Origin of the sequence: Mesorhizobium sp. WSM4904 (genome assembly GCF_029674545.1) — a bacterium.
Classification (GTDB): Bacteria; Pseudomonadota; Alphaproteobacteria; order Rhizobiales; family Rhizobiaceae; genus Mesorhizobium.
The window spans coordinates 5,067,025-5,087,267 of record NZ_CP121354.1; the positions used below are offsets into that span (position 1 = coordinate 5,067,025).

General features: G+C 65.5%; 19 protein-coding genes. 12 read left to right on the forward strand and 7 right to left on the reverse strand.

Annotation, left to right across the window (positions count from 1 at the left end; genetic code table 11):
- The first annotated feature begins 44 nt into the window (after positions 1-44).
- Genes QAZ47_RS24425 through QAZ47_RS24440 form a run of 4 tightly spaced genes read left to right on the forward strand, consistent with a single transcriptional unit; the run spans position 45 to position 4,302 of the window.
- A complete protein-coding gene (locus QAZ47_RS24425) occupies positions 45-1,271 on the forward strand; it encodes an NAD(P)/FAD-dependent oxidoreductase (RefSeq protein ID WP_278231039.1) in 1,227 nt (408 codons plus the stop codon).
- Positions 1,272-1,282: 11 nt separating this feature from the next.
- Positions 1,283-2,581, forward strand: a complete 1,299-nt coding sequence (locus tag QAZ47_RS24430) for an FAD-dependent monooxygenase (RefSeq protein ID WP_278231040.1) — start codon at positions 1,283-1,285, stop codon at positions 2,579-2,581.
- The gene (locus QAZ47_RS24435; RefSeq protein WP_278231041.1) at positions 2,578-3,033 is read left to right on the forward strand and encodes a MaoC family dehydratase; all 456 of its coding nucleotides are present in this window, start codon (positions 2,578-2,580) and stop codon (positions 3,031-3,033) included. Before QAZ47_RS24430 ends, QAZ47_RS24435 begins: the two co-directional genes overlap by 4 nt.
- A gap of 9 nt (positions 3,034-3,042) precedes the next feature.
- Entirely contained in the window at positions 3,043-4,302 is a 1,260-nt protein-coding gene (locus QAZ47_RS24440; protein WP_278231042.1) for an MFS transporter, read from the forward strand.
- Between the two features lie 262 nt (positions 4,303-4,564).
- Here the strand turns inward: QAZ47_RS24440 and QAZ47_RS24445 are convergent, their stop codons facing one another.
- The 3 genes from QAZ47_RS24445 to QAZ47_RS24455 all read right to left on the reverse strand — a co-directional run bounded on the left by QAZ47_RS24445 (position 4,565) and on the right by QAZ47_RS24455 (position 7,280).
- Positions 4,565-4,843 carry a hypothetical protein gene (locus QAZ47_RS24445; protein WP_278231043.1) on the reverse strand — a complete coding sequence of 93 codons (279 nt, stop codon included), beginning with the start codon at positions 4,841-4,843 and terminating at the stop codon, positions 4,565-4,567.
- A 293-nt stretch (positions 4,844-5,136) separates the two neighbouring features.
- Positions 5,137-5,580 (reverse strand): helix-turn-helix domain-containing protein, encoded by a 444-nt coding sequence (locus tag QAZ47_RS24450; RefSeq protein WP_278203332.1) that lies wholly within the window; start codon positions 5,578-5,580, stop codon positions 5,137-5,139.
- 131 nt (positions 5,581-5,711) lie between these two features.
- Complete coding sequence (locus QAZ47_RS24455; protein WP_278231044.1) at positions 5,712-7,280, reverse strand: alpha/beta fold hydrolase; 1,569 nt, start codon at positions 7,278-7,280, stop codon at positions 5,712-5,714.
- Positions 7,281-7,545: 265 nt separating this feature from the next.
- On the opposite strand from QAZ47_RS24455, the gene QAZ47_RS24460 reads away from it, so the two are divergent.
- Complete coding sequence (locus QAZ47_RS24460; protein WP_278233866.1) at positions 7,546-8,652, forward strand: IS481 family transposase; 1,107 nt, start codon at positions 7,546-7,548, stop codon at positions 8,650-8,652.
- 153 nt (positions 8,653-8,805) lie between these two features.
- Here QAZ47_RS24460 and QAZ47_RS24465 read toward each other — a convergent pair whose 3' ends face one another.
- Positions 8,806-10,275, reverse strand: a complete 1,470-nt coding sequence (locus QAZ47_RS24465) for an MFS transporter (RefSeq protein WP_278231045.1) — start codon at positions 10,273-10,275, stop codon at positions 8,806-8,808.
- Between the two features lie 134 nt (positions 10,276-10,409).
- On the opposite strand from QAZ47_RS24465, the gene QAZ47_RS24470 reads away from it, so the two are divergent.
- Positions 10,410-11,387, forward strand: coding sequence for a LysR family transcriptional regulator (locus tag QAZ47_RS24470; RefSeq protein WP_278233867.1), 978 nt, complete (start codon positions 10,410-10,412; stop codon positions 11,385-11,387).
- A gap of 25 nt (positions 11,388-11,412) precedes the next feature.
- The gene (locus QAZ47_RS24475; RefSeq protein WP_278231046.1) at positions 11,413-11,547 is read left to right on the forward strand and encodes a DUF6471 domain-containing protein; all 135 of its coding nucleotides are present in this window, start codon (positions 11,413-11,415) and stop codon (positions 11,545-11,547) included.
- Positions 11,548-11,602: 55 nt separating this feature from the next.
- Here QAZ47_RS24475 and QAZ47_RS24480 read toward each other — a convergent pair whose 3' ends face one another.
- Positions 11,603-12,235, reverse strand: coding sequence for a hypothetical protein (locus QAZ47_RS24480; RefSeq protein WP_278231047.1), 633 nt, complete (start codon positions 12,233-12,235; stop codon positions 11,603-11,605).
- Between the two features lie 83 nt (positions 12,236-12,318).
- Between QAZ47_RS24480 and QAZ47_RS24485 the strand changes: the two genes are divergently transcribed.
- Both QAZ47_RS24485 and QAZ47_RS24490 read left to right on the forward strand, forming a co-directional pair.
- Entirely contained in the window at positions 12,319-12,519 is a 201-nt protein-coding gene (locus tag QAZ47_RS24485) for a hypothetical protein (protein ID WP_278231048.1), read from the forward strand.
- Between the two features lie 312 nt (positions 12,520-12,831).
- Positions 12,832-13,935 carry a GSU2403 family nucleotidyltransferase fold protein gene (locus QAZ47_RS24490; RefSeq protein ID WP_278231049.1) on the forward strand — a complete coding sequence of 368 codons (1,104 nt, stop codon included), beginning with the start codon at positions 12,832-12,834 and terminating at the stop codon, positions 13,933-13,935.
- Positions 13,936-13,938: 3 nt separating this feature from the next.
- Here QAZ47_RS24490 and QAZ47_RS24495 read toward each other — a convergent pair whose 3' ends face one another.
- Together QAZ47_RS24495 and QAZ47_RS24500 are read right to left on the reverse strand one after the other, a co-directional pair.
- Positions 13,939-16,299, reverse strand: coding sequence for an endonuclease/exonuclease/phosphatase family protein (locus tag QAZ47_RS24495; protein ID WP_278231050.1), 2,361 nt, complete (start codon positions 16,297-16,299; stop codon positions 13,939-13,941).
- 993 nt (positions 16,300-17,292) lie between these two features.
- Positions 17,293-18,225, reverse strand: coding sequence for a hypothetical protein (locus QAZ47_RS24500; protein WP_278231051.1), 933 nt, complete (start codon positions 18,223-18,225; stop codon positions 17,293-17,295).
- Between the two features lie 363 nt (positions 18,226-18,588).
- Between QAZ47_RS24500 and QAZ47_RS24505 the strand changes: the two genes are divergently transcribed.
- From QAZ47_RS24505 to QAZ47_RS24515, 3 genes are all read left to right on the forward strand, one after another.
- Positions 18,589-18,801 carry a hypothetical protein gene (locus tag QAZ47_RS24505; RefSeq protein ID WP_278231052.1) on the forward strand — a complete coding sequence of 71 codons (213 nt, stop codon included), beginning with the start codon at positions 18,589-18,591 and terminating at the stop codon, positions 18,799-18,801.
- A gap of 355 nt (positions 18,802-19,156) precedes the next feature.
- Positions 19,157-19,651 carry a RidA family protein gene (locus QAZ47_RS24510; RefSeq protein ID WP_278231054.1) on the forward strand — a complete coding sequence of 165 codons (495 nt, stop codon included), beginning with the start codon at positions 19,157-19,159 and terminating at the stop codon, positions 19,649-19,651.
- A 60-nt stretch (positions 19,652-19,711) separates the two neighbouring features.
- Positions 19,712-19,933 carry an alkylphosphonate utilization protein gene (locus QAZ47_RS24515; RefSeq protein WP_278231055.1) on the forward strand — a complete coding sequence of 74 codons (222 nt, stop codon included), beginning with the start codon at positions 19,712-19,714 and terminating at the stop codon, positions 19,931-19,933.
- The last annotated feature ends 310 nt before the right edge of the window (positions 19,934-20,243 follow it).

Below are 20,243 nucleotides of genomic sequence, written 5' to 3' on the forward strand. Positions count from 1 at the left end.
GGTTTGCACACGGCCGTCTCCCTCAATGCCAACGGACAGGAACCATGAAACGGGCTGACGTCGTCATCGTCGGCGCGGGCCAGGCCGGCCTTGCGCTCAGCCATTGCCTCGGCCGGATCGGCATCGAGCATGCCGTTCTGGAGCGCGGCCGCATCGGCGAACGCTGGCGCTCGCAGAGCTGGCGCACGCTCAGGCTCTTGACACCCAACTGGCTGAACGCGCTGCCCGGCTCGCCCTATGAAGGCGTCGATCCCGACGGCTTCATGGACAAAAGCGCCTTCGTGGCGAGCCTGGAGGCCTATGCAGGACGCTGGCAGGCGCCGGTCGAATGCTGCGTCGAGGTTCTTTCGTCAAGGCGGATCGGCGGCGGCTTCGTGCTCGACACCAGCACCGGCGCCTGGTCGGCCAAGGCCGTCGTGGTGGCCACCGGCCATTGCGACCGACCGGCGATCCCCTTTGTGTCCGAGACCAGGGGCGGACCGCTGACCATCCACGCTTCGCAGTATCGCTCTACCGGCGAGTTGCCCCCTGGCGGGGTGCTGATCGTCGGCGCGTCATCCTCTGGCGTGCAGATCGCCGACGAGCTTGCCCGCGCCGGCCGGCGCGTGACGCTGTCCGTCGGCAAGCACACGCGCCTGCCAAGGCGCTGGCGCGGCAAGGACATCTTCTTCTGGCTCTGCCGGATGGGTTTCATGGCGCAACCGCTCGACGCACTCGCCAACCCCGAAAGCGCCAGGCGCCAGCCTTCGCTGCAGCTCGCCGGGCGGCCGGACAAGGCCGATGTCGATCTCGCCACGCTGCAGGCGCTGGGCGTCGAGCTGACCGGGCGGGTGCGCGGCCTTGCCGATCGCGAGATCGTCTTCGCCGACGATCTCGCCGCGCAGATTGCGGCGGCGGAGGCGAAACAGGCCCGTTTGCTGGCCGAGATCGACCGCTTCGCCGGCGATCCGCGAGCAGGCCGGCGCGAACCGGTGACGGTGCCTTCGGCCAGCCCTGAGCGGCTTTCGCTGACGGACGGATCGATCCGGACGATCATCTGGGCGACCGGCTATTCCCGCTCCTTCGGCTGGCTGGAGCCGCTCGCGCTCGGCGCCGATGGCGAGATCGCGCATCAGGGCGGCGTCACAAGCGTTCCCGGCCTCTACGCGCTCGGTTTGCGCTTCCTGCGCAAGCGCGATTCCAACTTCATCGGCGGCGTCGGCGCGGACGCGCAGGCGATCGCCGCCGAGATCTCCCTCTATCTCGGCCGCAACGGCCGCCAAGCCGCCTGAGGACAATGTCGATGCCGATAACCCCGATCCGTTCCCTTCCGCCCGTGCCCAGGCGCGGCCATTACGACGCCATCATCGTCGGCGCGCGCTGCGCCGGCGCCTCGACGGCCCTGCTGCTTGCCCGCGCCGGCCTGAAAGTGCTGGCGATCGAGCGCAGGTCGTACGGCTCCGACACGCTGTCGACGCATGCGCTGATGCGGCCCGCCGTGCTGCAGCTGTCGCGCTGGGGCCTGCTCCAGCCGCTGCGCAAGGCCGGCACACCGCTGATCGAGGCGACAACGTTCCACTATGGCGATGACGAGATCACCATCCCGCTCAATGCCGGGCCCGACCTTCCCGGGCTGATCGCGCCGCGGCGCACCGTGCTCGACCGCGCCCTCGTCGACGCCGCGCGCAAGGCCGGCGCCGAGGTCCTGCACGACATGGCGGTCGGCGACCTGTTTGCCGACACGCGCGGGCGCGTGCGCGGCGTCGAGATCCGCGGCGCCGGCCGCACCGCCCTGCGGGTGAGCGCCGACATCGTCATAGGCGCCGACGGCATCGGCTCGCTGGTGGCCAAATGCTGCGACGCGCAGATGCTCAGAAGCGGCACGGTTTCGGCCGCCCATGTCTATGGCTACGCGCCCGTCGAGCCAGGTGCCGGCTACCATTGGTATTTTCGCGACGGCATCGCCGGTTCCCTGATTCCCACCAATGACGGGTTTGCCTGCATCGTCGCCTCGGTGCCGACGCGCATGTTCGACCAGCGCTTCCGCGTCGGCCATGGCCGCGCCCGCATGGAGGTGCTGGAGGCGCTCTCGCCGGCGCTGGCCGAACAGGCGAGCCGGGCGCCGAAGGACGTCCGCCTGCAGGCCTTCCGCGGCGTACCGGGCTACATCCGCCAGGCCCATGGCCCGGGCTGGGCGCTGGTCGGCGACGCCGGCTTCTTCCGCGACCCGATCACCTCGCACGGCATTGCCGACGCCCTTCGCGATGCCGAGACCCTTGCGCGGGCGATCCTCGACGGATCGGAAGCAGCCTTCGCGGCCTGGCAGCAGGAGCGCGACCGCTTCGCCCACCAGATCCTCGACACCACGGACGCCATTGCCGGCTTCGACTGGTCGCTGGCCGATCTCGGCGAGCGGCATCGCCGCTTCAGCGCCGTCCTGAAAGCCGAGGTCCAGGCGCTGGCCGGACAGCCAATGCCGGTCCATCGCGCCTTGCCCGCCATGAGCGGCCTGGCGACCTGTCGAGCGCCGGCAAACCAGGACGAACCGCAGGCAATGGCGGGTTCGAACCTCCATCGCAACCGAACCGGAGCAAGACCATGACCGTGCATCTGATGAAGGACGGCTGGATCGGCGTCATCAACGGAAGGCCGCAAGTAGGCGCCGTCGCCGAGCGTTCGCGGCGCACGCGGCCCGAGGATATCGACGCCTTCGCCGACATGACCGGCGACCGCAACCCGCTGCATTACGACAAGCGGCTCGCCGAGGCTTCGGTGTTCGGCAAGCTGATCGTTCAGGGCGGCGTCACCTCGGGCATCCTCAACGCGGTGGTGGCGGAAGACCTTCCCGGCCCGGGTTCGGTGTTCCTCGAGGTCTCGTGGAAATTCGTCAAGGCGGTCGGCGTCGGCGAATTGATCACCGGCCGCGTCGAGGTCAAGGACGTGCGCGCCGACAAGCCGATCACGAAGCTGGAGACATCGGTGCGCAACGAGGCGGGCGACGTCTGCCTCACCGGCACCGCGACGGTGTTCACCGTGCCGCTCGCCAATGGCTGAGCCTTTGCGATGACACTATGGGCAACGACGCTCCGGCGCACCGAGCTCGCATCGGCCGACATTCCCGAGGATATGCGCCGCTGGAGGGTGCTCGGACTGCTTTGCCTGGCCGTCGTGCTGTCGCTGACCACCTGGTTCTCGGCGACGGCGATCACGGCCGAGCTCAAGGCGGCATGGCGCCTGTCCGGACCGATCGACATCTGGCTGACCAACGGCGTGCAGATCGGCTTCGTCGCCGGCGCGCTGGCCGCCGGCCTGGTCAACTTGCCCGACATCGTCAGGCTCAACCGGCTGATGGCGATCTCGGCGCTCGTGGCGGCGATGGCCAATGCCGTGCTCCTCTTGCAGCCGGCGCCGGGCGGCGTCGTTGCCGCACGCATCGTGACCGGCATCGCACTGGCCGGCGTCTATCCGCCGGCCTTGAAGCTCGTGTCCACGTGGTTCGTGCGCGGCCGAGGGCTGGCTCTCGGCGCGCTGATCGGCGCGCTGACGCTCGGCTCCTCGCTGCCGCATCTGTTCCGGGCGCTCGCCGGCTCGCTCGACTGGCAGCTCGTGGTGCTGGGCGCGACCGTGGCCGCCCTGATCGGTTCGATGCTGTTCTGGTTCGCCGGTGAAGGGCCGTATCCTTTCGGCAAGGCCGTCTTCGAGCCGCGCCGGATCGGCGCGATCTTCCGCGACCGGGCGCTGATGCTGGCCAATATCGGCTATCTCGGCCACATGTGGGAGCTCTACGCCATGTGGGCCTGGCTGATTGCCTATGTGCGCGCCGCGCTCGAGGCGCAGCAGCGCCCCTCCCCGGCGCTCGCCTCGCTGCTGACATTCTTCGCCATCGCCGCCGGCGCCGGCGGCTGCCTGGTTGGCGGCGCGCTTTCCGATCGCATCGGGCGCAGCCTCACCACCGCCGGCATGATGATGGTGTCCGGCCTCTGCGCGCTGACGATCGGCTTCGTCTTCGACGGACCGCTCTGGCTGTTGGGGCTGGTGATCGTCGTCTGGGGTATTTCTGTGATCGGCGATTCCGCGCAATTCTCGGCCGCGGTCACCGAGCTTGCCGATCGCCGTTTCGTCGGCACGGCGCTATCGGTGCAACTTGGGCTGGGTTTCGGACTGACGATGTTGGCGATCTGGCTGCTGCCGCATGCGGCGGACCTGCTCGGCTGGCGCTGGGCATTCCTCATGCTGGCGCCTGGCCCACTCATCGGCGCGATCTCGATGCTTTCGCTCCGGCGCCTGGCCGATGCGGCGAAGACGGCGGGCGGCAAGCGGTGAACATGGGAGGTATCTGGCCTCAGTCCGGCTCACCGCTCATTGCGGGGAGCCGGGCTGGAGACCGTGCATGGCAGGCATCGCTTTCGGCAGCTTGCCGAGAATGAGGCCGGCGCCGCAGTGGGTGGGGGGCGTTGGGGTAGCTGAGGCACCGGCCGAAGGCGGAATGGGCACCGCCACCGTCAAAGATAGGCTTCGCGCGTCGCGAGGAAAATTGCGTGATCGCGGAAGGACAAATGCTTGCCGCCAAGCTCTCCTGCCTGGACTAGATTACTCCAGCATAGGCGCGCAGATGGCCAACCGTTTTCGGCAGACCTTGCCTCTCCAATGTATCGAGGTATTCGGCAGCGCTTCTGGGAGGGTTCTTCAGCCGTGCGCGGCATCTTTGCACGGACACCAATACGGCAGCATCGTCGATGCCGAACTGATGGAAAATGAAATCGTCAGGATGGACGACGTCCAGTAGGTACCTGTCGAGAACGAGCTTGGGAAAATCCTTGACGTTGAAGGTGACGATCGCATCGGAAGCCGAGACGATGGCCACCGCCAGGACATGGCGGTCATCTTCGTCGGGAAGCGCTAGGCTCGGCAGCAGATCCTGGTAGCACCACCAGACAGTCCGGGACCGCGCGGTTCATCAGATCGCGCGTTCTGTAAATCTGCTCCGGTTTGAGATCCGGGCGGTCCTGCAACAAGTTGCGTATCCACTCATCATGGATCTGTTCCGTCCATTTGGCGCGATAGAGGCCGCCTCCCGCGGCAAGTTCCACCAGAAGATCCCTCAACGGAGCTGGATAAAGAACGCAGGCGTCCAAAACGGCGGTGTAGGAAGAAGTCTTAATAGCCCATCCCCAATTCCTGGGCTTGGGCGGCCAGTTCCTCCATGACCTTCTTGCGCTCTTCCTCCTCGCTGTTTCGATATGCCGCCAGATCGGAGAACTTCACGCGCCGATGCGTTCCAACCATGGTGAAAGGCAGCCTGCCCTCCTCCAGCAGTCGGATGAGATACGGCCGCGATACATTGAGGTAGTCCGCCGCCTCCTGCGTCGTAAGCTCGGCATGGATCGGGATCACCGTCACCGCGTTTCCCTGGCCCATTTCGGTCAGAAGACGGTAAAGCAGGTCGCCCACGCTCTTTGGCAGGCGCAAAGTTTCCTTACCCACTTGAACCTTCAATTCGGCACCGTCGCGCTTGGTGCGCGAAAGCATCCGGCTGGCCTGGGCAGCGAGTTCGGCATCGTCCACCGATGGCATGATCGGTCGTCCGAGCAGCTTGGTCATTGATCCATGTCCTTATCGGCGTCGGATAGTTTCGTGCCATTATCCGCAATATCCGAAATAAACGCAATAAGTGAACGCCCGCTGATTGGTATGGTTCCATGAGCGGCGGCTGGACAACTACCCCAGGGGCCTTACGATCCAGCTGTCTCGGCGACAAAAGCGCGGACGTGGCCGATGAACTGGTCGAAGGCCGGCTCGCCCTCGAGCAGGATGTGGTTCTGGCTTTCCAGCTCGAAGAAGCGCGCGCCGGGAATGCCCGCCGCCATGGTGCGCCCGGATTCGACCGGGGCGACATTGTCTTCCCGCGCGTGCAGCACCAGCGTCGGCACCCGCACTTTTTCCAGGAGGTCGCTGACATCGACCACCGAGAAGGCGCTCTGCAGGCGCCAGGCGTCGTCCGGCGACACGGTGCGGAGCATCAGATCGTCCATCCAGGCGAAATGCTCGTGCGTGGCGCCGGGGATGAACATGGAGCAGAAGGCCTGGCGGAACATCGGATTCGGCTTGCCCCAGCTCTCGCGCATCAGCGTCGCCACGGCCTCGCGCGTGGCGATCTCGCCGGCGTCGCCACGCGCCCGCCAGCCTTTGACATAGCCGCCGTAGAGGATCATGCCCGAGACCTTCTCGGGGTGGCGTATGGCATAGGCGATCGAAACCGCGCAGCTTTGCGAGAGGCCGAGAAGCGTGAAGCGACCCAACCCCGCCGCCTCGACCACGCATTCGAGATCCGACACCATGGTTTCGAACGAGACGTCGACCACGTGACGCTGCGACAGGCCGTTGCAGCGCTCGTCGTAGCGCACCAGCTGGTTCTCGCGCGACAGTTCCTTCATCCAGTGCCGCCAGATCGGGCTGTCCCAGTCGAAGGTGAGATGCGACATCCAATGCGCGGCGCGAAGGATGGGCGGGCCGCTGCCGGTCTTGGCGAAAGCAAGCCTCGTGCCGTCGACAGCGCGGCAGAAATGGACGGCGCGGCCGGGATCCTGCGCGGCCGCCGCGCTTTTTCCGGGCGAAGCCGATTGCGGCGGTGCGGCATTCGCGCTGGGTTCGGCAGAGCGTGCCGTCGGCTGGGCGGCCGCCGCCCTCACCTTCTCCTCCAGCGCCTCGATCTCTTCCGCCAGGCCGACATCCTCCGGCAGCAGGCGCGCCAAGCGCCGGGCAAGCGGCAGCGCCCGCCTCGGCTCGCCGGCCAGACGCCCGACCAGTTCGCGCAAAATACCGAGCTCGGCGATCTCGACCTCGCTGGCGACGCCGGCGCGCCAGGCCTCGTATTCGAAGCAGCGATCGAGCGAGAGATCGGCGAGGAAATCGCCACGGATCGAGCCGGCGACAGCCTCGAGCTCCTCCGTCGACGCCAGGGAAAGATCGCCCTTCACCAGCGGCAGCAGCCGGGCATAATCCGTCGCGACCTTCAGCGCGACGCTGTTGCGGTCGGCGACCAAAGCGCATTCGTCCTCGCCCAGCACCTGGCGGATCTTGGACAGGCTCCAGCGCAAGGCGCCGCGCGGATCGTCGGGAATGTCCCAGAAGATTTCGCAAAGCCGCTCGCGCTGGTGCGCCTTGCCGGTGACGGCGAGATAGGCGAGCAAGGCCCTCGTCTTGCGCGAGGGCGGCAGGTCGAGCAGCGCGCCCTCGCGGGTCACCTGGAAATCGCCGAGCACGCACAGGTTCAGCGGCCCGCTATGCGGACCGACAGTCATGCGGCCAGGCACCCTTCCACTGCCATTTACCCCCTGGCTTCCCGCGGCGGGAGAAGACCACACCGCAATATCAAAATCGGCTAATTTACGGAAGCCGATACGGCAAGACGGGCGCGGGGAATGTGGGATGGGTTACATTGGTGGGGCACTAATCTCCCCCCTGTATGGACTGGGGACATCGCGAACAGGTGTGCGAAGACATCGCGAACAGTTTCGTGCGTTTTGCGCGGGGAGGTTCGTGGTGCCATTCGAGGCCAGGAGCGTGATGAGCCAGAAGGAAGAGTTTGTAAGACTGGCGCTGGCGCCAGGGGCGAATGTGAGCGCGCTGTGCCGTCGCTTCGGGATCGGACGAACCTGCGGGCACAAATTGATCGCGCGATTTCGTGCGGAAGGCGTAGCCGGGCTGGCGGAGCGTTCGCGGCGGCCAAAGTCGAGCCCGCGGCGCAGCCCGCCGTCGCTGGAAGCAGCGGTTGTGTCGCTGCGGAAGGAATGCCCGGCCTGGGGTGGGCGCAAGATCGCTGGCGTGCTCGAGCGCGACGGCATCGGCGCCATTGCTCCTTCGACGGTGAGCGGCATCTTGCGGCGCAACGGCGTCGAGCTGGGTGCGTTGGGCGGCGGCGCTCAGCCCTTCATCCGCTTCGAGCACGAAGCCCCCAACGATCTGTGGCAGATGGACTTCAAGGGCCATGTGCCACTGCGCCAGGGACGGCTGCATCCGCTCACCGTGCTCGACGACCATTCGCGCTTCTCGCTGGCCCTGGAGGCCTGCTCCGACGAGACGACCGAGACCGTCAAGGCGCGGCTGATCACGGCGTTCCGGCGCTATGGCCTGCCGTGGCGCATCGCCATCGACAACGGCCCGCCCTGGGGCGACGGCGGCCGCAACAACCTCACCGTGCTCGGCGTCTGGCTGATCGAGGTGGGCGTGGCCATCAGTCATTCCCGGCCCTACCATCCCCAGACGCTGGGCAAGGACGAGCGCTTCCACCGCTCCCTCAAGGCCGAGGCGCTGCAGGGGCCGCCCTTCGAGAGCCTCCAGCACGCCCAGAGCGCCTTCGACAGCTGGCGCCATCTCTACAACACCAAGCGCCCGCACGATGGCCTTGCCGGCGCTGTGCCGCTCGACCGCTACCGGCCCTCCGGCCGCGACTTCTGCGAGACCGTGGCGCCCTTCGACTACGCCGCCGGCGACCTCCTGCGCAAAATCCAGCAGAAGGGAGCGACCTCGCTGTTCGGGCGTGCCTTCAAGATCTGCAACGCCGTCGCCGGCAAGGTCGTCGCCTTCAGGCCGACCGAAATCGACGGCGTCTTCGATGTCTTCTTCCGACACCAGAAGATCCAAACCATCGACCTCAACCAGTTCCAGCGCTAGCATGGGAAACTGTTCGCGATGTCTTCGCACACCTGTTCGCGATGTCCCCAGTCCATACACCCCCTCGAGGGGGAGATGTCGCCGAAGGCGACAGAGGGGGTCGCTTCGCGTGGAGCGCCGGCGCCCTTCGCGACGCCGGCCGGCGTTGGTGCTCTACGTGAGACGACCCCCTCTGGCCTGCCGGCCATCTCCCCCTCGAGGGGGGAGATTACGCGCACCAGCCACCGCAATCACCACCGCCACCACAACCAATCCCGCCGCGACGGTGAACGTAACCCTCATCCCGCCGGCGACCGCTTCCGGCGCCGCAACGGCCATATCCCTCGTCCCTACCGCGAAGGCGAACAGCGCGCCCATCGCCGCCGTGCCGGTGACCAGGCCGAGATTGCGCGACAGGCTGAGCATGCCCGACACCACGCCGCGCTCGTTGCCGTCGACATCGGCCATGACGGCGGTGTTGTTCGCCGCCTGGAAGAGCTGATAGCCGGGCGTCAGCACGACGATCGCCGCTGCGTAGCCGGCGACGCCGAACAACCCGGGCAGCACGGCGAGCGCGACGCAGCCGGCGGCCATCAGCGCCAGCCCGGCGACGACCATGGCGGATGCGCCGAGGCGATCGACGACGCGGCCGGCGACCACGCCGCACAGCGCCGAGACGACCGGGCCGATCGACAGCACAGCGCCGGTCAGCGCTTCGCTCAGGCCCAATCCGCGCGACAGAAAGAAGGGCCCGACGACAAGCGTGGCCATCATGACGGTGGAGACCAGCACGTTCATGGCGAGGCTCGGCGCCAGCACCGGGTCGCGGAACAGCGCGAGCTTCACCAGAGGCGAAGCCACCTTGCCCTCGGCATAGAGGAACAGGCCGGCGCCGAGAACGGCAGCGGCGAGCAGCGCGACGTTCAGGCCGCCGAAATGGCCGCGCCCGGTGGTCATCGCCAAAGCGTAGGCGGCAAGCGTCAGCGCAAGCAGGATCGTGCCGACCGTATCGAAGCGTGCGCCTTCCCCCCTCGCGCCTCGATCTTCCGTCACCCCGCCCATGGGCAGGAAGCGTTGGGCGGCAAGCATGGCCGCGACGCCAAGCGCCGCGCTGACGAGGAAGATCGCGCGCCAGCCCACCGAGGCGATCAGCACGCCGCCGAGCGACGGCCCGAGCGCCGTGCCGATCGCCGACATGGTGCCGAGCAGGCCCATGGCGCTGCCGGTGCGCTCCTTCGGCACCGTCTCGCCGACAAAGGCAATGGTTAGCGCCATCATCACCGCTGCACCCAGGCCTTGCACGGCGCGGGCGGCGATCAGCAGCGGCAGGGTCGGCGCGAGCGCCGCGGCAAGCGAGGCGGCGCTGAACAGGCCAAGGCCGGAGATCAGCAGCAGCCGGCGGCCGACGAGATCGCCCAGCCGCCCGACGCTGACGATGAGCGCGGTGACGGCAAGCAGATAAGCGAGCACCACCCACTGCACTGCAGGGAAGGAGGCAGCGAAGGCCGTGCTCAGCGTCGGCAGCGCGACATTGGCGACCGAGGTGCTGAGCGAGGACAGGAGCATGGCCAGCGACAGGCTGGCCAGCGCGCCGGTCGTCGAGCGGCTTCTAGGTACGGCGCGCGGATCGGCGATGTCGATCATGGTTCTTCTCCGGCTTGGGTGGGACTTGCCGGGAAGATAGGCGCGCGGCCGATATGGCGGAATGCGCATCATTTGCACTCGAACAGTGCATGCAACGCCATGTCATCGCGCCGCAACCATGCTATGGTCGCGCCATGTCGCGACCCGATCTCAACCTCATCGTCACGCTGGATGTGCTGCTTGCCGAAGGCAGCGTCGCGAAAGCCGCGCGGCGGCTGAGGCTCAGCCCCTCGGCGATGAGCCGGGCGCTCGCCAGACTGCGCGAGGCGACGGGCGATCCGCTTCTGGTGCGCGCCGGGCGCGGCCTGGTGCCGACACCGCGCGCCATCGAGCTCGGCGCAGATGTCGGCCGGCTGGTGAAGGAAGCGGAAGCCGTGCTGCGTCCCGCCGAGAAGCTCGACCTCAAGCGGCTTGCGCGCAGCTTCACGCTGCGCAACAGCGACGGTTTCGTGGAGAATTTCGGCCCGGCGCTGATTGCACGGGTGGCGGAAGAAGCGCCGGGCGTGCAGCTGCGCTTCGTGCCGAAGCCGGACAAGGACAGCGCGCCGATGCGCGAGGGCAGTGTCGATCTGGAGACCGGCGTGGTCGGCGGCTCGACCGGCCCGGAAGTGCGGGCACAGGCGCTATTCCGCGACCGTTTCGTCGGCGTGGCGCGCATGGGCCATCCCTTGAGCGAAGGCAAGATCACCGCCGCCCGTTTCGCCGCCGGCCGCCACATATTGATCTCGAGGCGCGGCCTCGACCGCGGGCCGGTGGACGATGCGCTGGAGCTCGCCGGGCTGACGCGCATGATCGGGACCGTGGTCGGCGGCTTTGCGGAAGCGCTGGCGCTGGCGCGCGGCTCCGACCTCATCGCCACGGTGCCCGAGCGCTATACGGGCAAGCTGCGCGAAGGCCTGTTCACCTTCACGCTGCCGGTGAAGCTCGCCGAACTCACCATCTCGCTCCTGTGGCACCCGCGCCTCGACGCCGACCCCGCGCATCGCTGGCTGCGGGGACTGGTGCGTGAGGTGTGCGGAGGGCAGCGCGGCACCCTATCTCCCTCCTTTGTGGAGGAGATAGCGATTTCACGGCCTTATGTAGCAAAAGCACCAACTTCCGGCACGACCTAAAGAGCGAAACCTTCTGAAGGCCGAATTGAAGCGACGAGGCGTCACCTATGCCCAGATCGCCGAAAAGTTGGCGACTATGGACATTCACGAAACCGAGCGTAATTTGAACAATAAAATAAGCCGGGGGGCTTTAGTGCGGCGTTCTTACTGCAATGCTTAGAGGCTATCGGGGCGTCCTCATTGCGGCTTGCGGAGTAGTTCTGCTTGGTGCGGGATTACCACCACAACACGGTGGGGGTGCAGAACAGGCCAAGCCCGAACAAAACCAGCAAGCCACGACCAACGCGCCGCCTGTAAGTCAGCCGACAGTCCAGCAGGCCGATAAACCCGAAAACCCCAACCCACCCTGCGAGGCCGGGCAAGACAATCGCAATTCCGACCTTTGCGCCCAATGGAAAGCTGCGGACGCCGCTAAAGAGTCGGCCGATTGGACTAGACGGTCCTATTGGCTGATCTTTGCTGGCACCGTCATTGGCTTTCTCACCCTTTGCGCTGCGATCGCTGCTGCCATCTTTGCTCGCCAGGCTGCGGTACACACCAAGACCGGTGCCGAGCATGCCGGTGATGCTGTTGTCCAAGCAAAACTCGCGACCAAGGCGGCAGAAGATGCCGTTATCGCAACTCGCGAAATCGGTCGAGCACAGGTCAGCGCATACCTGACCTGTTCCGGGGGCAGATTCGGAGTTGAAAAGAATTGGTTTCAGTTTGTCCCAATAGTCACAAACAAAGGCCAATCTCCCGCCTTCGACGTCAAAGTGATTGGTCGTCTTGTGGCTATGGTCCCAGATAAAACCGACGGGACAAAGCCAAGGTGGCAACGGAAGGCTGACAGGACCGCCAGCGAACAATCGGAAGGGTTCTGCGGCATTATACCGAGCGGCGGTGAGGAATCGGCTTTTATCGTTTGGCCCATGAAGACGTAGGAACCGAGATGCACGACCTTATCGCCAAAGGTCTTTCCTTCAACATCGATTGCACGCTTCATTGGCGCGATGTGTTTGGCGGCATCAACGTTGTGAACTTTTCCCTCCGCGAAGGCGACGCCAGAGAACTCGCGCCGCTCCTCGAAAAAGAACTTCTCCGCTCGGGACGATTGGTTGCCTTCAACCATGGACAGAGCAGACCAGAATAGCGTCGCCAATGCCGCTCGCGCCCACCTGGCGCGCCGCCTTAGTCACGGCCCCTCCTCCTGTCGTCGGGGTTTGGTGCTTTTGCTACATAAGGCCGTGATTTCAACATCTTAGCGAAGCTAAGTGTTAGAAATCGCAAGGGAGGAGATAGGGCGAGTTGTCGCTTGCGCTCATAGTTATTACCACTTTCGCAAAAACGGTAATAACTGGACACACGCCACATTCGACGGATTGAAGCGACGCGTTCCGGGTCGCGCATTATGGTAATCGTAACCAACCCGTGTTATTACCGTTTCCGCGAAAGCGGTAATAACGTGCAACAGATACCCCATCCCTACCAGACGCTCTATTCCGAGCTCGCGCAACGGTCGCTGGATGCATCCTTCTCCAGCGAGTTCAGCGTCGGCGGTCGCTTTGTCGCTGCCGAAGTCAAGGGGCGGCGTTACTGGTATCTCGACCTGCCGGATGCCAATGGCGGCAAGACACGCACCTATGTCGGCCCCGTCGACGATCCCGAGATCACCAAACGGGTCGAAAACTTCAAGGATCTGAAGGCCGATATAAGGGAACGCCGCAAGCTGGTCTCGACGCTGGTTCGCGAAGCCCACCTGCCGCGGCCGGAGGGCAAGACCGGCGACATCATCCAGGCGCTGGCCGAAGCCGGCTTCTTCCCGCTTCGTGGCGTCCTGGTCGGCACAGTCGCCTATCAATGCTATCCGGCCGTTCTTGGCATTCGCCTGCCCAGCACGTCCATGGTGACGAGCGACGCCGATTTCGCGCAATTTCACTCAATCTCGGTAGCGGTCGACGACAAGATGCCGCCTGTGCTCGATACGTTGAAGAGCGTCGATCCGACGTTCCGCGAGGTTCCGCACCCCGCCGACGGTCGTCTCTCCACGCAATTTTCGTCCCGTTCCGGATACAGGGTCGAGTTCCTCACGCCCAATACCGGTTCGGCCGACTATGAGGGGCACCCTGCTCCTATGCCCGCGCTTGGCGGCGCTTCCGCGCAACCGCTGCGGTTTCTCGACTTCCTGATCTACAATCCGATCCGCGCCGTCCTGCTTCATGGGGCCGGCGTGCCGGTGACCGTGCCTTCGCCGGAACGGTTTGCCACCCACAAGCTCATCGTCGCCAGCCGCCGTCGAACGGACAATGACGGCACGGCCAAAAGCCGCAAGGACAAGGCGCAGGCCGCCGCCATCATGCAAGCCATGATCGAGCAGCGGCAGTCCGAAGACCTCGCCGATGCGTTCATGGAGGCCTATGAGCGCGGCCCCGCGTGGAAGGAAGCCATCCGCAGGAGCTTGTCGGAGGTCGATGAACGCGCTCGCGAAATCATCGAACCGGCGCTGGCGCGCGCCATCGGGAAGCTGGAAAGAGATCCAGCGGAGTTCGGCCTCGAAGGTAAGGCCTGAACATCACGGCCCCGGCTTCACCGACCTGTTCTGGCGCATCCGAAGCTCGTAGTTCAGCCGGTAGCGGCCGCCCTCGAAATTCCAGATCAGGGGGGTCCTGACACCGTCGATCGAAGTCACTCCCATGGAGAGATCGGGGAAGTCGCGGAGGCGGCTGGGGTCGTCGGGGCTGGAATCGTCCTCTTCTATGACCTTCATCCCCGCATGACTGACGAAGGTGAGGTTTCGCTGACCGAAATACGCCTCCCAGTCCTTGTGGTCGGCGGAGTCGTCGCAGTCGAATTCGCGCTCGCCGGAGGCAGGGAAGCGCAGGGACCGACTGTCGATCGAAAGCACGGTGTAGATGTCGTCCGAGCCGAGCTCCGGGTTGGTCTCGTCCTCGCAGATCAGCGCCTTGAGCTCGAGGTTGCGCACGCTGGTTTCCATGAAGGCCCAGACCGGCACGTCGGCTCCGCCCGGCGTGCCCTGACGGATGACGATATAGCCGGTCGAGCCGTCGCCCATGGCGTCGCTCAGCTTGCGCTCGGTGCCTTTTTCCTCGAATGCGGGAGCAGCGCTGCCGTTGGTGTTGGTGAAGTCTTCCAGTTCGGCCTTGTAGTTGCCGGCATCGGGCAGGCCCTCGGCGAACAGCTTGACCGTCTGGTCGGCGCCGCTGTCGGCCTGGCCGACGACGTCGAAGGCGAACCAGGCCTCGTTTTGCGTACCGAACAGGCCGCCGGCTTTGGAAAGCGTCGCGCCTTGTGGCGCCTCGCCCGGCTGCAACAAGCAGGCCTCTTCCTTCGTCGCGCAGGTGTGGCGACGCACGAGCAACGCATAGTCGCCGGTATAGGCGCGGTCCTTGCCGGTGGCGCGGATGTAGAACTCCCTGGGCAGCGCATAGGTGTGGACGTACATGGTGCGCTCGCGGTCGACGATCTTGCTGGTCTTGCCATAGTAGCTCGCGATCGGCGTCGTCATGTTGTCGGGCAGGAAGATGTCGATCTTGACGTCCTCGGTGCTGGGACCGATCGAATAGGTGCCGGCGTCGCTCCTCACGACATGGAACCACTGCATCGAGCCCGGATAGCGGATCTGGGTCACGTCCTGGCCGTCCTGCCAATCGATGACCTCCTCCTCGCGCGGCTTGCCGCCGACGCCGACCTTGGTCATGTTGACCTTGTAGGCGATGCCCGGATGGCAGAAGAAATTGCCGAGGTTGAGATCCGCGGCGACCAGGTTGTGGTCGCTTTCGAGGTCGACGAAATCGACCGGAATGGTGACGTGCTGGACGCAGATCGGCCCCTCGATGCCGCCGCTTCGGTAAGGCTGGGGCGAAGCCAGGATATAGTCGTAGCGCTCGCCGTCGATGTAGTTGGAGATGCCGGGATCGGCCGGATTGGTCACGGCCCACGAGTCGTAATAGCCGTCGGTCCAGTAGGTACCCGACGTGGCGAAGCGCCCGGTCCATTCGGTCGGGGTTCCGTGGAAGATCGGGATGTTGAGGTCGCCCATGACGAGCACGCGCTCGCGCCTGCGCTGCGCGTCCGACAGCGGCGACAACGTCGTCTCGATCAGCTTCTCGATCTGCGCGAACTGCGCCTCGCGGGCGTCGGCATGGCGCTCGGGCGGGGTCTTGTCGAAATAGTCGGCCTGCATGTGGGTGAAGACCACGGTGTATTTGCTCTGCGACGGCTTGTGCAGCAACCGCACGATCGCCGCGCCCTTGGCCGACAGGCAGTCGACGCCGCCGCAATGTTCGTACAGCGTGAAGCCGACCTCGCCAGTCGCATCGAGCGTCTCGCCGTCGCCGCTGCCCCATTTGAAGCTGTCGTCCGGCAGCGGCAGGAAGTCGAAATCCTTCTTGGCGAACAACATCAGTCCGCTGTCCTCGCCGTCGATCTTCTCGATCGGCTGGCCATAGATGGCGACCGCCGCGGCGGGGTCGAGGCTGGTAATGGCGTCGCGGATCGCCTGCGGCCGCAGCTTGACCAGAGGCGCGTCGATCTTGCCGACATAGTTCGGATAGTCATGCGAGAGCTTGCCGATGAGGATCTGCTTGGCGTCCTCGTCCCAGGCCTCGTTGATGGCGATGATGTCGAAGCGGGAGGTGTCCGCCAGGATGGTGTCGGCGAGGTGCTTGGCCTGCTTCTCGGTCTCGCCGGGGATCTGCAGCAGGCAATCGGCGAATTGCGCATTGGCGCATTTGAAGATCGGCGACAGCAGATAGGCGTTGAAGGTCGCCACCCTGACTGTCTCGACCTCCTGCGCGCTGGCGCCGCCCATGAGACCGGCAATCAGCGTCGCGAGAAAAACGAGCAGCCCCAGCCCCAGCCTGTCCAGCCAGGACTTGCGCCTGGCAAGCATTTCGAGCAGCTGATCGCCCATCTCACCCTCCCCACTCGATGACGCATTTCTAGCATGCCTGCATGAGGGGATCATGAAGCGGTTCACACAGGATGGCGTCTCCCTCGTCGAGGGCGAGATTCGGCGCCGATGTTGCGCCGATGTTGCGTTGCAGAAATGCCCCCAAAAAAAGTCAGGGGCAAAAGGGGAACCCCGAACCGCCTCGACTGGTGAAAAACAAGCCTATTCAACTGCATAGGGGCAAACGGCAGCGTCGCCTTCCGCAAGGGCCGAAAAGCCCGGAAATCCGCCATTTCCGGGACTTGCGGCAACCGCAATGGCACGATCGCGGCAGCGCGGTTTCGGCTCTGCACAACGGGAAAAGCGCCCTTGCGAGGGCGCCCCGGCCGGCGTTGACAGCAAGGCCCGCCAATGGCACTTCGCAAGCACTGGTCACACGCCATGACCGTTGCTGTTGGGGACGGACGGGGTTTCAGCAGCTTGGCGGCGGCGCCGGACGGGCGGACACCTGCGCAGTGTACCGCCCGCTCCTGGCCAGATGGACCAGCCCAGGCACATCAATAAGATAAAGCGCCCATCAATAAAGCGCCCCTCCTTGCCTTCGCCGACGCAGGGCGAGGCGCCACCCTTCCCTGACGACGATCAGCGCCGCTTCACCCAGCGGCCTCAGAACGAGAAGCCGGATGACGGCGCGACGGCTGTCGCGGCCGAGAGCCTGTCGCGCTTTTGCAGCCTGGGCTTCTCGTAGGTCTTCTTCATCGTCTATTCCTGCGCGGGTCAACGACCGGCGCAGGTGAGCGCGATGCGGCCGGCCTGTCAAGTTCGCCTCGCCGCCTGTATCGTCGCCGTCCTGCTCTTCGCCGTCATGTTCCGGCGCGAAGCCGGGGCGCAGGTTCTGATTTTGCGCACGTCTTTGTCCCGAAACCGGTTTCCACTTTCGGGAGACATGCTTTAGCTTTTGATCTTACGCATGTCTTTGTCCCGAAACCGGTTTCCACTTTCGGGAGACATGCGTTAGCCCGCGTGCTGCAGCCAGTGGCGGTCGAACACGTCGACGATGGCCCGGAAATCGGCAGGCGGGATCTGGTTGGCGCCCCCGCCCGCGTCGGCGCCGAGGAACTGCTCGAGTTGCCGGTCGACCGTTTCCGGATGCTCCACGGCGATGCCGATGGCCGCCAGGTCGCCGGCGATCGAGCCGCCGGCCGGCAGATATCCGCCCCATGTTTCGGCTCCGGGCGCGGTATCGCGCAGACGCACGAGGATGATCCTCGTGATCGACGGCTGCGCCTCGGGCCCGATGATGGCGGCGCCGCACATATAGCCGCCGAGCACGCTGACAGGCTGCGTGTGCGGGAACAGGCAGAGGAAGAACTGGGTGTCGCCGCCGACGTCCTTCAGATGCAGATAGAGGCCGCGCTTTGCCGGGTTGACCGGGCCGCCGAGCTGCAACTGGCCGGTTGGCAATATCTCGCGATAGGTGGCCGTCAGCCCATGCGCTCCCGGCCCCGGCTCGATCGACAGGCGGCCCTTGATGAGCTGGCCGCGATAATAGGGCGACCAGGCGCTGGAATAACAGGCATAGGTTCCGGCAAGCCCGGAGCCGAGGCCGCGCTCGTCATGCATCGAGGCCTCGAACTGCATGCCGGCCCGACGCTCCAGTTCGGCGCCGTCGATGCCGTGGCGGGCCGCGATCGCGGCGGTGAAGGCCGGCAACTCGCTCTCGGCGATCCAGGCGCCGGGCTGTTCCAGCCCGAGCAGCTTCGCCCAGTCGTCATAGACGCTCGTCTGGCGCGGCCGCGCGCGGCCCTGCAGCCATTTGTCGGCGCGGCCGAGATCGAACGCCGTCTTCGGGTTGACGGCGCGGAATGCCGCCGCAAGGTCCTTGCGGGTCACCGTTCCCAGCAAGGCCGAAGTCAGCCTCAGTTTTTGCGCGATGTGCTGCGCCATGCCACAAGCCCCTCGATGCTTCGCCGCTTCAGGTCCCTGTTTCGATGCATGTCGTTCTCCCAAAACCGCTTCGCACTTTTGGGCGACATGCACCTGTTTCGATGCATGTCGTTCTCCCAAAACCGCTTCGCACTTTTGGGCGACATGCATCTGAGCATTTCGGCGTTTGGCGGGAATCGCCGAGCTGCCCTAAGGATGTGGTTTAGCACGCCGGCAGACAGTCTCCATTCCCGGCCAGGCCGATTTTCCATGGCCTAATATTCCAGGAAATCCAGAGAATTCCACAGCGTTCCGCGCGCGCCACCTTTGCGGCCTGATGGCCAACGCTAGGTTCGCCTCGGGGTGGGTGCAGGGGAAGCTGTCATGAAGATCGTTCTATCCGCGCTCGTTGTGGCGCTCGCGCTATCGCAAGCCGCTGAAGCCAAAATGAAAATCCTGGCGACCGAGACAAAGACCAGCACCGAGAAAGCCCGGCCGCTCGATGGGACAGCCACCGGCGGCATCGCGCCTTCGGCCGATACGATGGCGAAGGAACCGGGCCAAGCCTATCCGCCGCCGCTGGATCTGCATTTCTAGAAGCGAGCCGGGAAAGTGCTCAGCGGTTTTTCGTCCGGAATTGCGCAAAACAAAAGGGAGCCGTTTGCCGGACGACCGCGTGGCGGTCGCCGGTCGACAGGCGAGGAAAAACGATCGGCCGGGCAAGGGCCGAACCGAACAGCCACCCGGCCAGCCTGAGCGTTGGGGGGCTTGGCGCCGCCGCGGGGGCAGGCGCCCGCCCGCGCGAACCGCAAAGCTGCGGTCCGCGCGGGCCATGCCAATCCGGTCAATTCCTGCGGTCTTGACGAAAGGACGGCGAACCGGAAAGCTCGGCATGGTCGCGGCCGGGCGCTGCAACGGCGCCGTGCGACGAGGCTCCGAGGGAGGCCATGCCATGCCGGGTGCCGACGAAAAGCTTGCCGCGCTCGGCATCGTGCTGCCGCCGCCGCTGAAACTGCCGCCGGGCATGGTGCTGCCCTTTCCCTGGGTGAACGTGCGCGGCGACCGCGCCTATATCTCCGGCCACGGACCGCAGGAGCCGGACGGTTCGCTCGCCGGCCCGTTCGGCATCGTCGGCAAGAGCGTGTCGCCGGAAGAAGCGCGGGCCTCCGCCCGCAAGGTCGGGCTGTCGATGCTCGCCAGCCTGAAGCGCGAGCTCGGCAGCCTCGACCGGATCACCGGCTGGTGCCGCGTGCACGGCATGGTCAATTCGGCGCCGGGCTTTATCCAGACGCCGGCTGTGATGAACGGCTTTTCCGATCTCATCCTCGAGGTCTTCGGGCCGGAGATCGGCCGCCACGCCCGCACCGCCATCGGCGTCGCGGCGCTACCCTTCGATCTCCCGGTCGAGATCGAGGCGGAGGTGACGATCAAGGAGCGAATGGCTTGACCAGATTGTCGTCGGCGCGATAGGCGGACGCACAGCCACCCAACCGATGAAAGACCCGCCATGACAGACGCCATCGTAAAGGACAGCAACGGCACGCCGCTGAAGGATGGCGACTCCGTCACCCTGATCAAGGACCTCAAGGTCAAGGGCACGTCCGAGACGATCAAGCGCGGCACGCTGGTGAAGAACATCCGCCTCAACGGCAATCCCGGCGAGATCGAATGCAACACCAAGCAGGTGAAGGGCCTGGTGCTGAAGACGGAGTTTTTGAAGAAGGCGTGAGTGCGGGGGCGCCGGCGCCCAGTCTCCCCTCAAGGCCTTGTAGGGAGGATGTCCGGCAGGACAAAGGGGCACTCCAACCCCTTCCTTCGTCATCCTAGGGTCTGCGCGCGTCGCTTCGCTCCTTGTTCCGTCCTAGGATGACGAAGACGAGATAGGCGGCGCCTTTAAGCCCTCGGTCCTGCCCGTCCTCCGCTGAAGCTGCGGAGGGTGGACCGGACATCTCCCCACAAGGACGAGATCGGCAGCTTTGGCGCTGCGCTGCCCCTCCATTTCGTCTTCGTCTCCCTCCCCTTATGTTGCACTGCGTTAG

Coding starts and splice junctions, on each gene's coding strand:
- QAZ47_RS24425 (WP_278231039.1), top strand. CDS start 45: ATGAAACGGGCTGACGTCGTCATCGTCGGCGCGGGCCAGGCCGGCCTT.
- QAZ47_RS24430 (WP_278231040.1), top strand. CDS start 1,283: ATGCCGATAACCCCGATCCGTTCCCTTCCGCCCGTGCCCAGGCGCGGC.
- QAZ47_RS24435 (WP_278231041.1), top strand. CDS start 2,578: ATGACCGTGCATCTGATGAAGGACGGCTGGATCGGCGTCATCAACGGA.
- QAZ47_RS24440 (WP_278231042.1), top strand. CDS start 3,043: ATGACACTATGGGCAACGACGCTCCGGCGCACCGAGCTCGCATCGGCC.
- QAZ47_RS24450 (WP_278203332.1), bottom strand. CDS start 5,580: ATGACCAAGCTGCTCGGACGACCGATCATGCCATCGGTGGACGATGCC.
- QAZ47_RS24455 (WP_278231044.1), bottom strand. CDS start 7,280: ATGACTGTCGGTCCGCATAGCGGGCCGCTGAACCTGTGCGTGCTCGGC.
- QAZ47_RS24460 (WP_278233866.1), top strand. CDS start 7,546: ATGAGCCAGAAGGAAGAGTTTGTAAGACTGGCGCTGGCGCCAGGGGCG.
- QAZ47_RS24465 (WP_278231045.1), bottom strand. CDS start 10,275: ATGATCGACATCGCCGATCCGCGCGCCGTACCTAGAAGCCGCTCGACG.
- QAZ47_RS24470 (WP_278233867.1), top strand. CDS start 10,410: ATGTCGCGACCCGATCTCAACCTCATCGTCACGCTGGATGTGCTGCTT.
- QAZ47_RS24485 (WP_278231048.1), top strand. CDS start 12,319: ATGCACGACCTTATCGCCAAAGGTCTTTCCTTCAACATCGATTGCACG.
- QAZ47_RS24495 (WP_278231050.1), bottom strand. CDS start 16,299: ATGGGCGATCAGCTGCTCGAAATGCTTGCCAGGCGCAAGTCCTGGCTG.
- QAZ47_RS24500 (WP_278231051.1), bottom strand. CDS start 18,225: ATGGCGCAGCACATCGCGCAAAAACTGAGGCTGACTTCGGCCTTGCTG.
- QAZ47_RS24505 (WP_278231052.1), top strand. CDS start 18,589: ATGAAGATCGTTCTATCCGCGCTCGTTGTGGCGCTCGCGCTATCGCAA.
- QAZ47_RS24510 (WP_278231054.1), top strand. CDS start 19,157: ATGCCGGGTGCCGACGAAAAGCTTGCCGCGCTCGGCATCGTGCTGCCG.
- QAZ47_RS24515 (WP_278231055.1), top strand. CDS start 19,712: ATGACAGACGCCATCGTAAAGGACAGCAACGGCACGCCGCTGAAGGAT.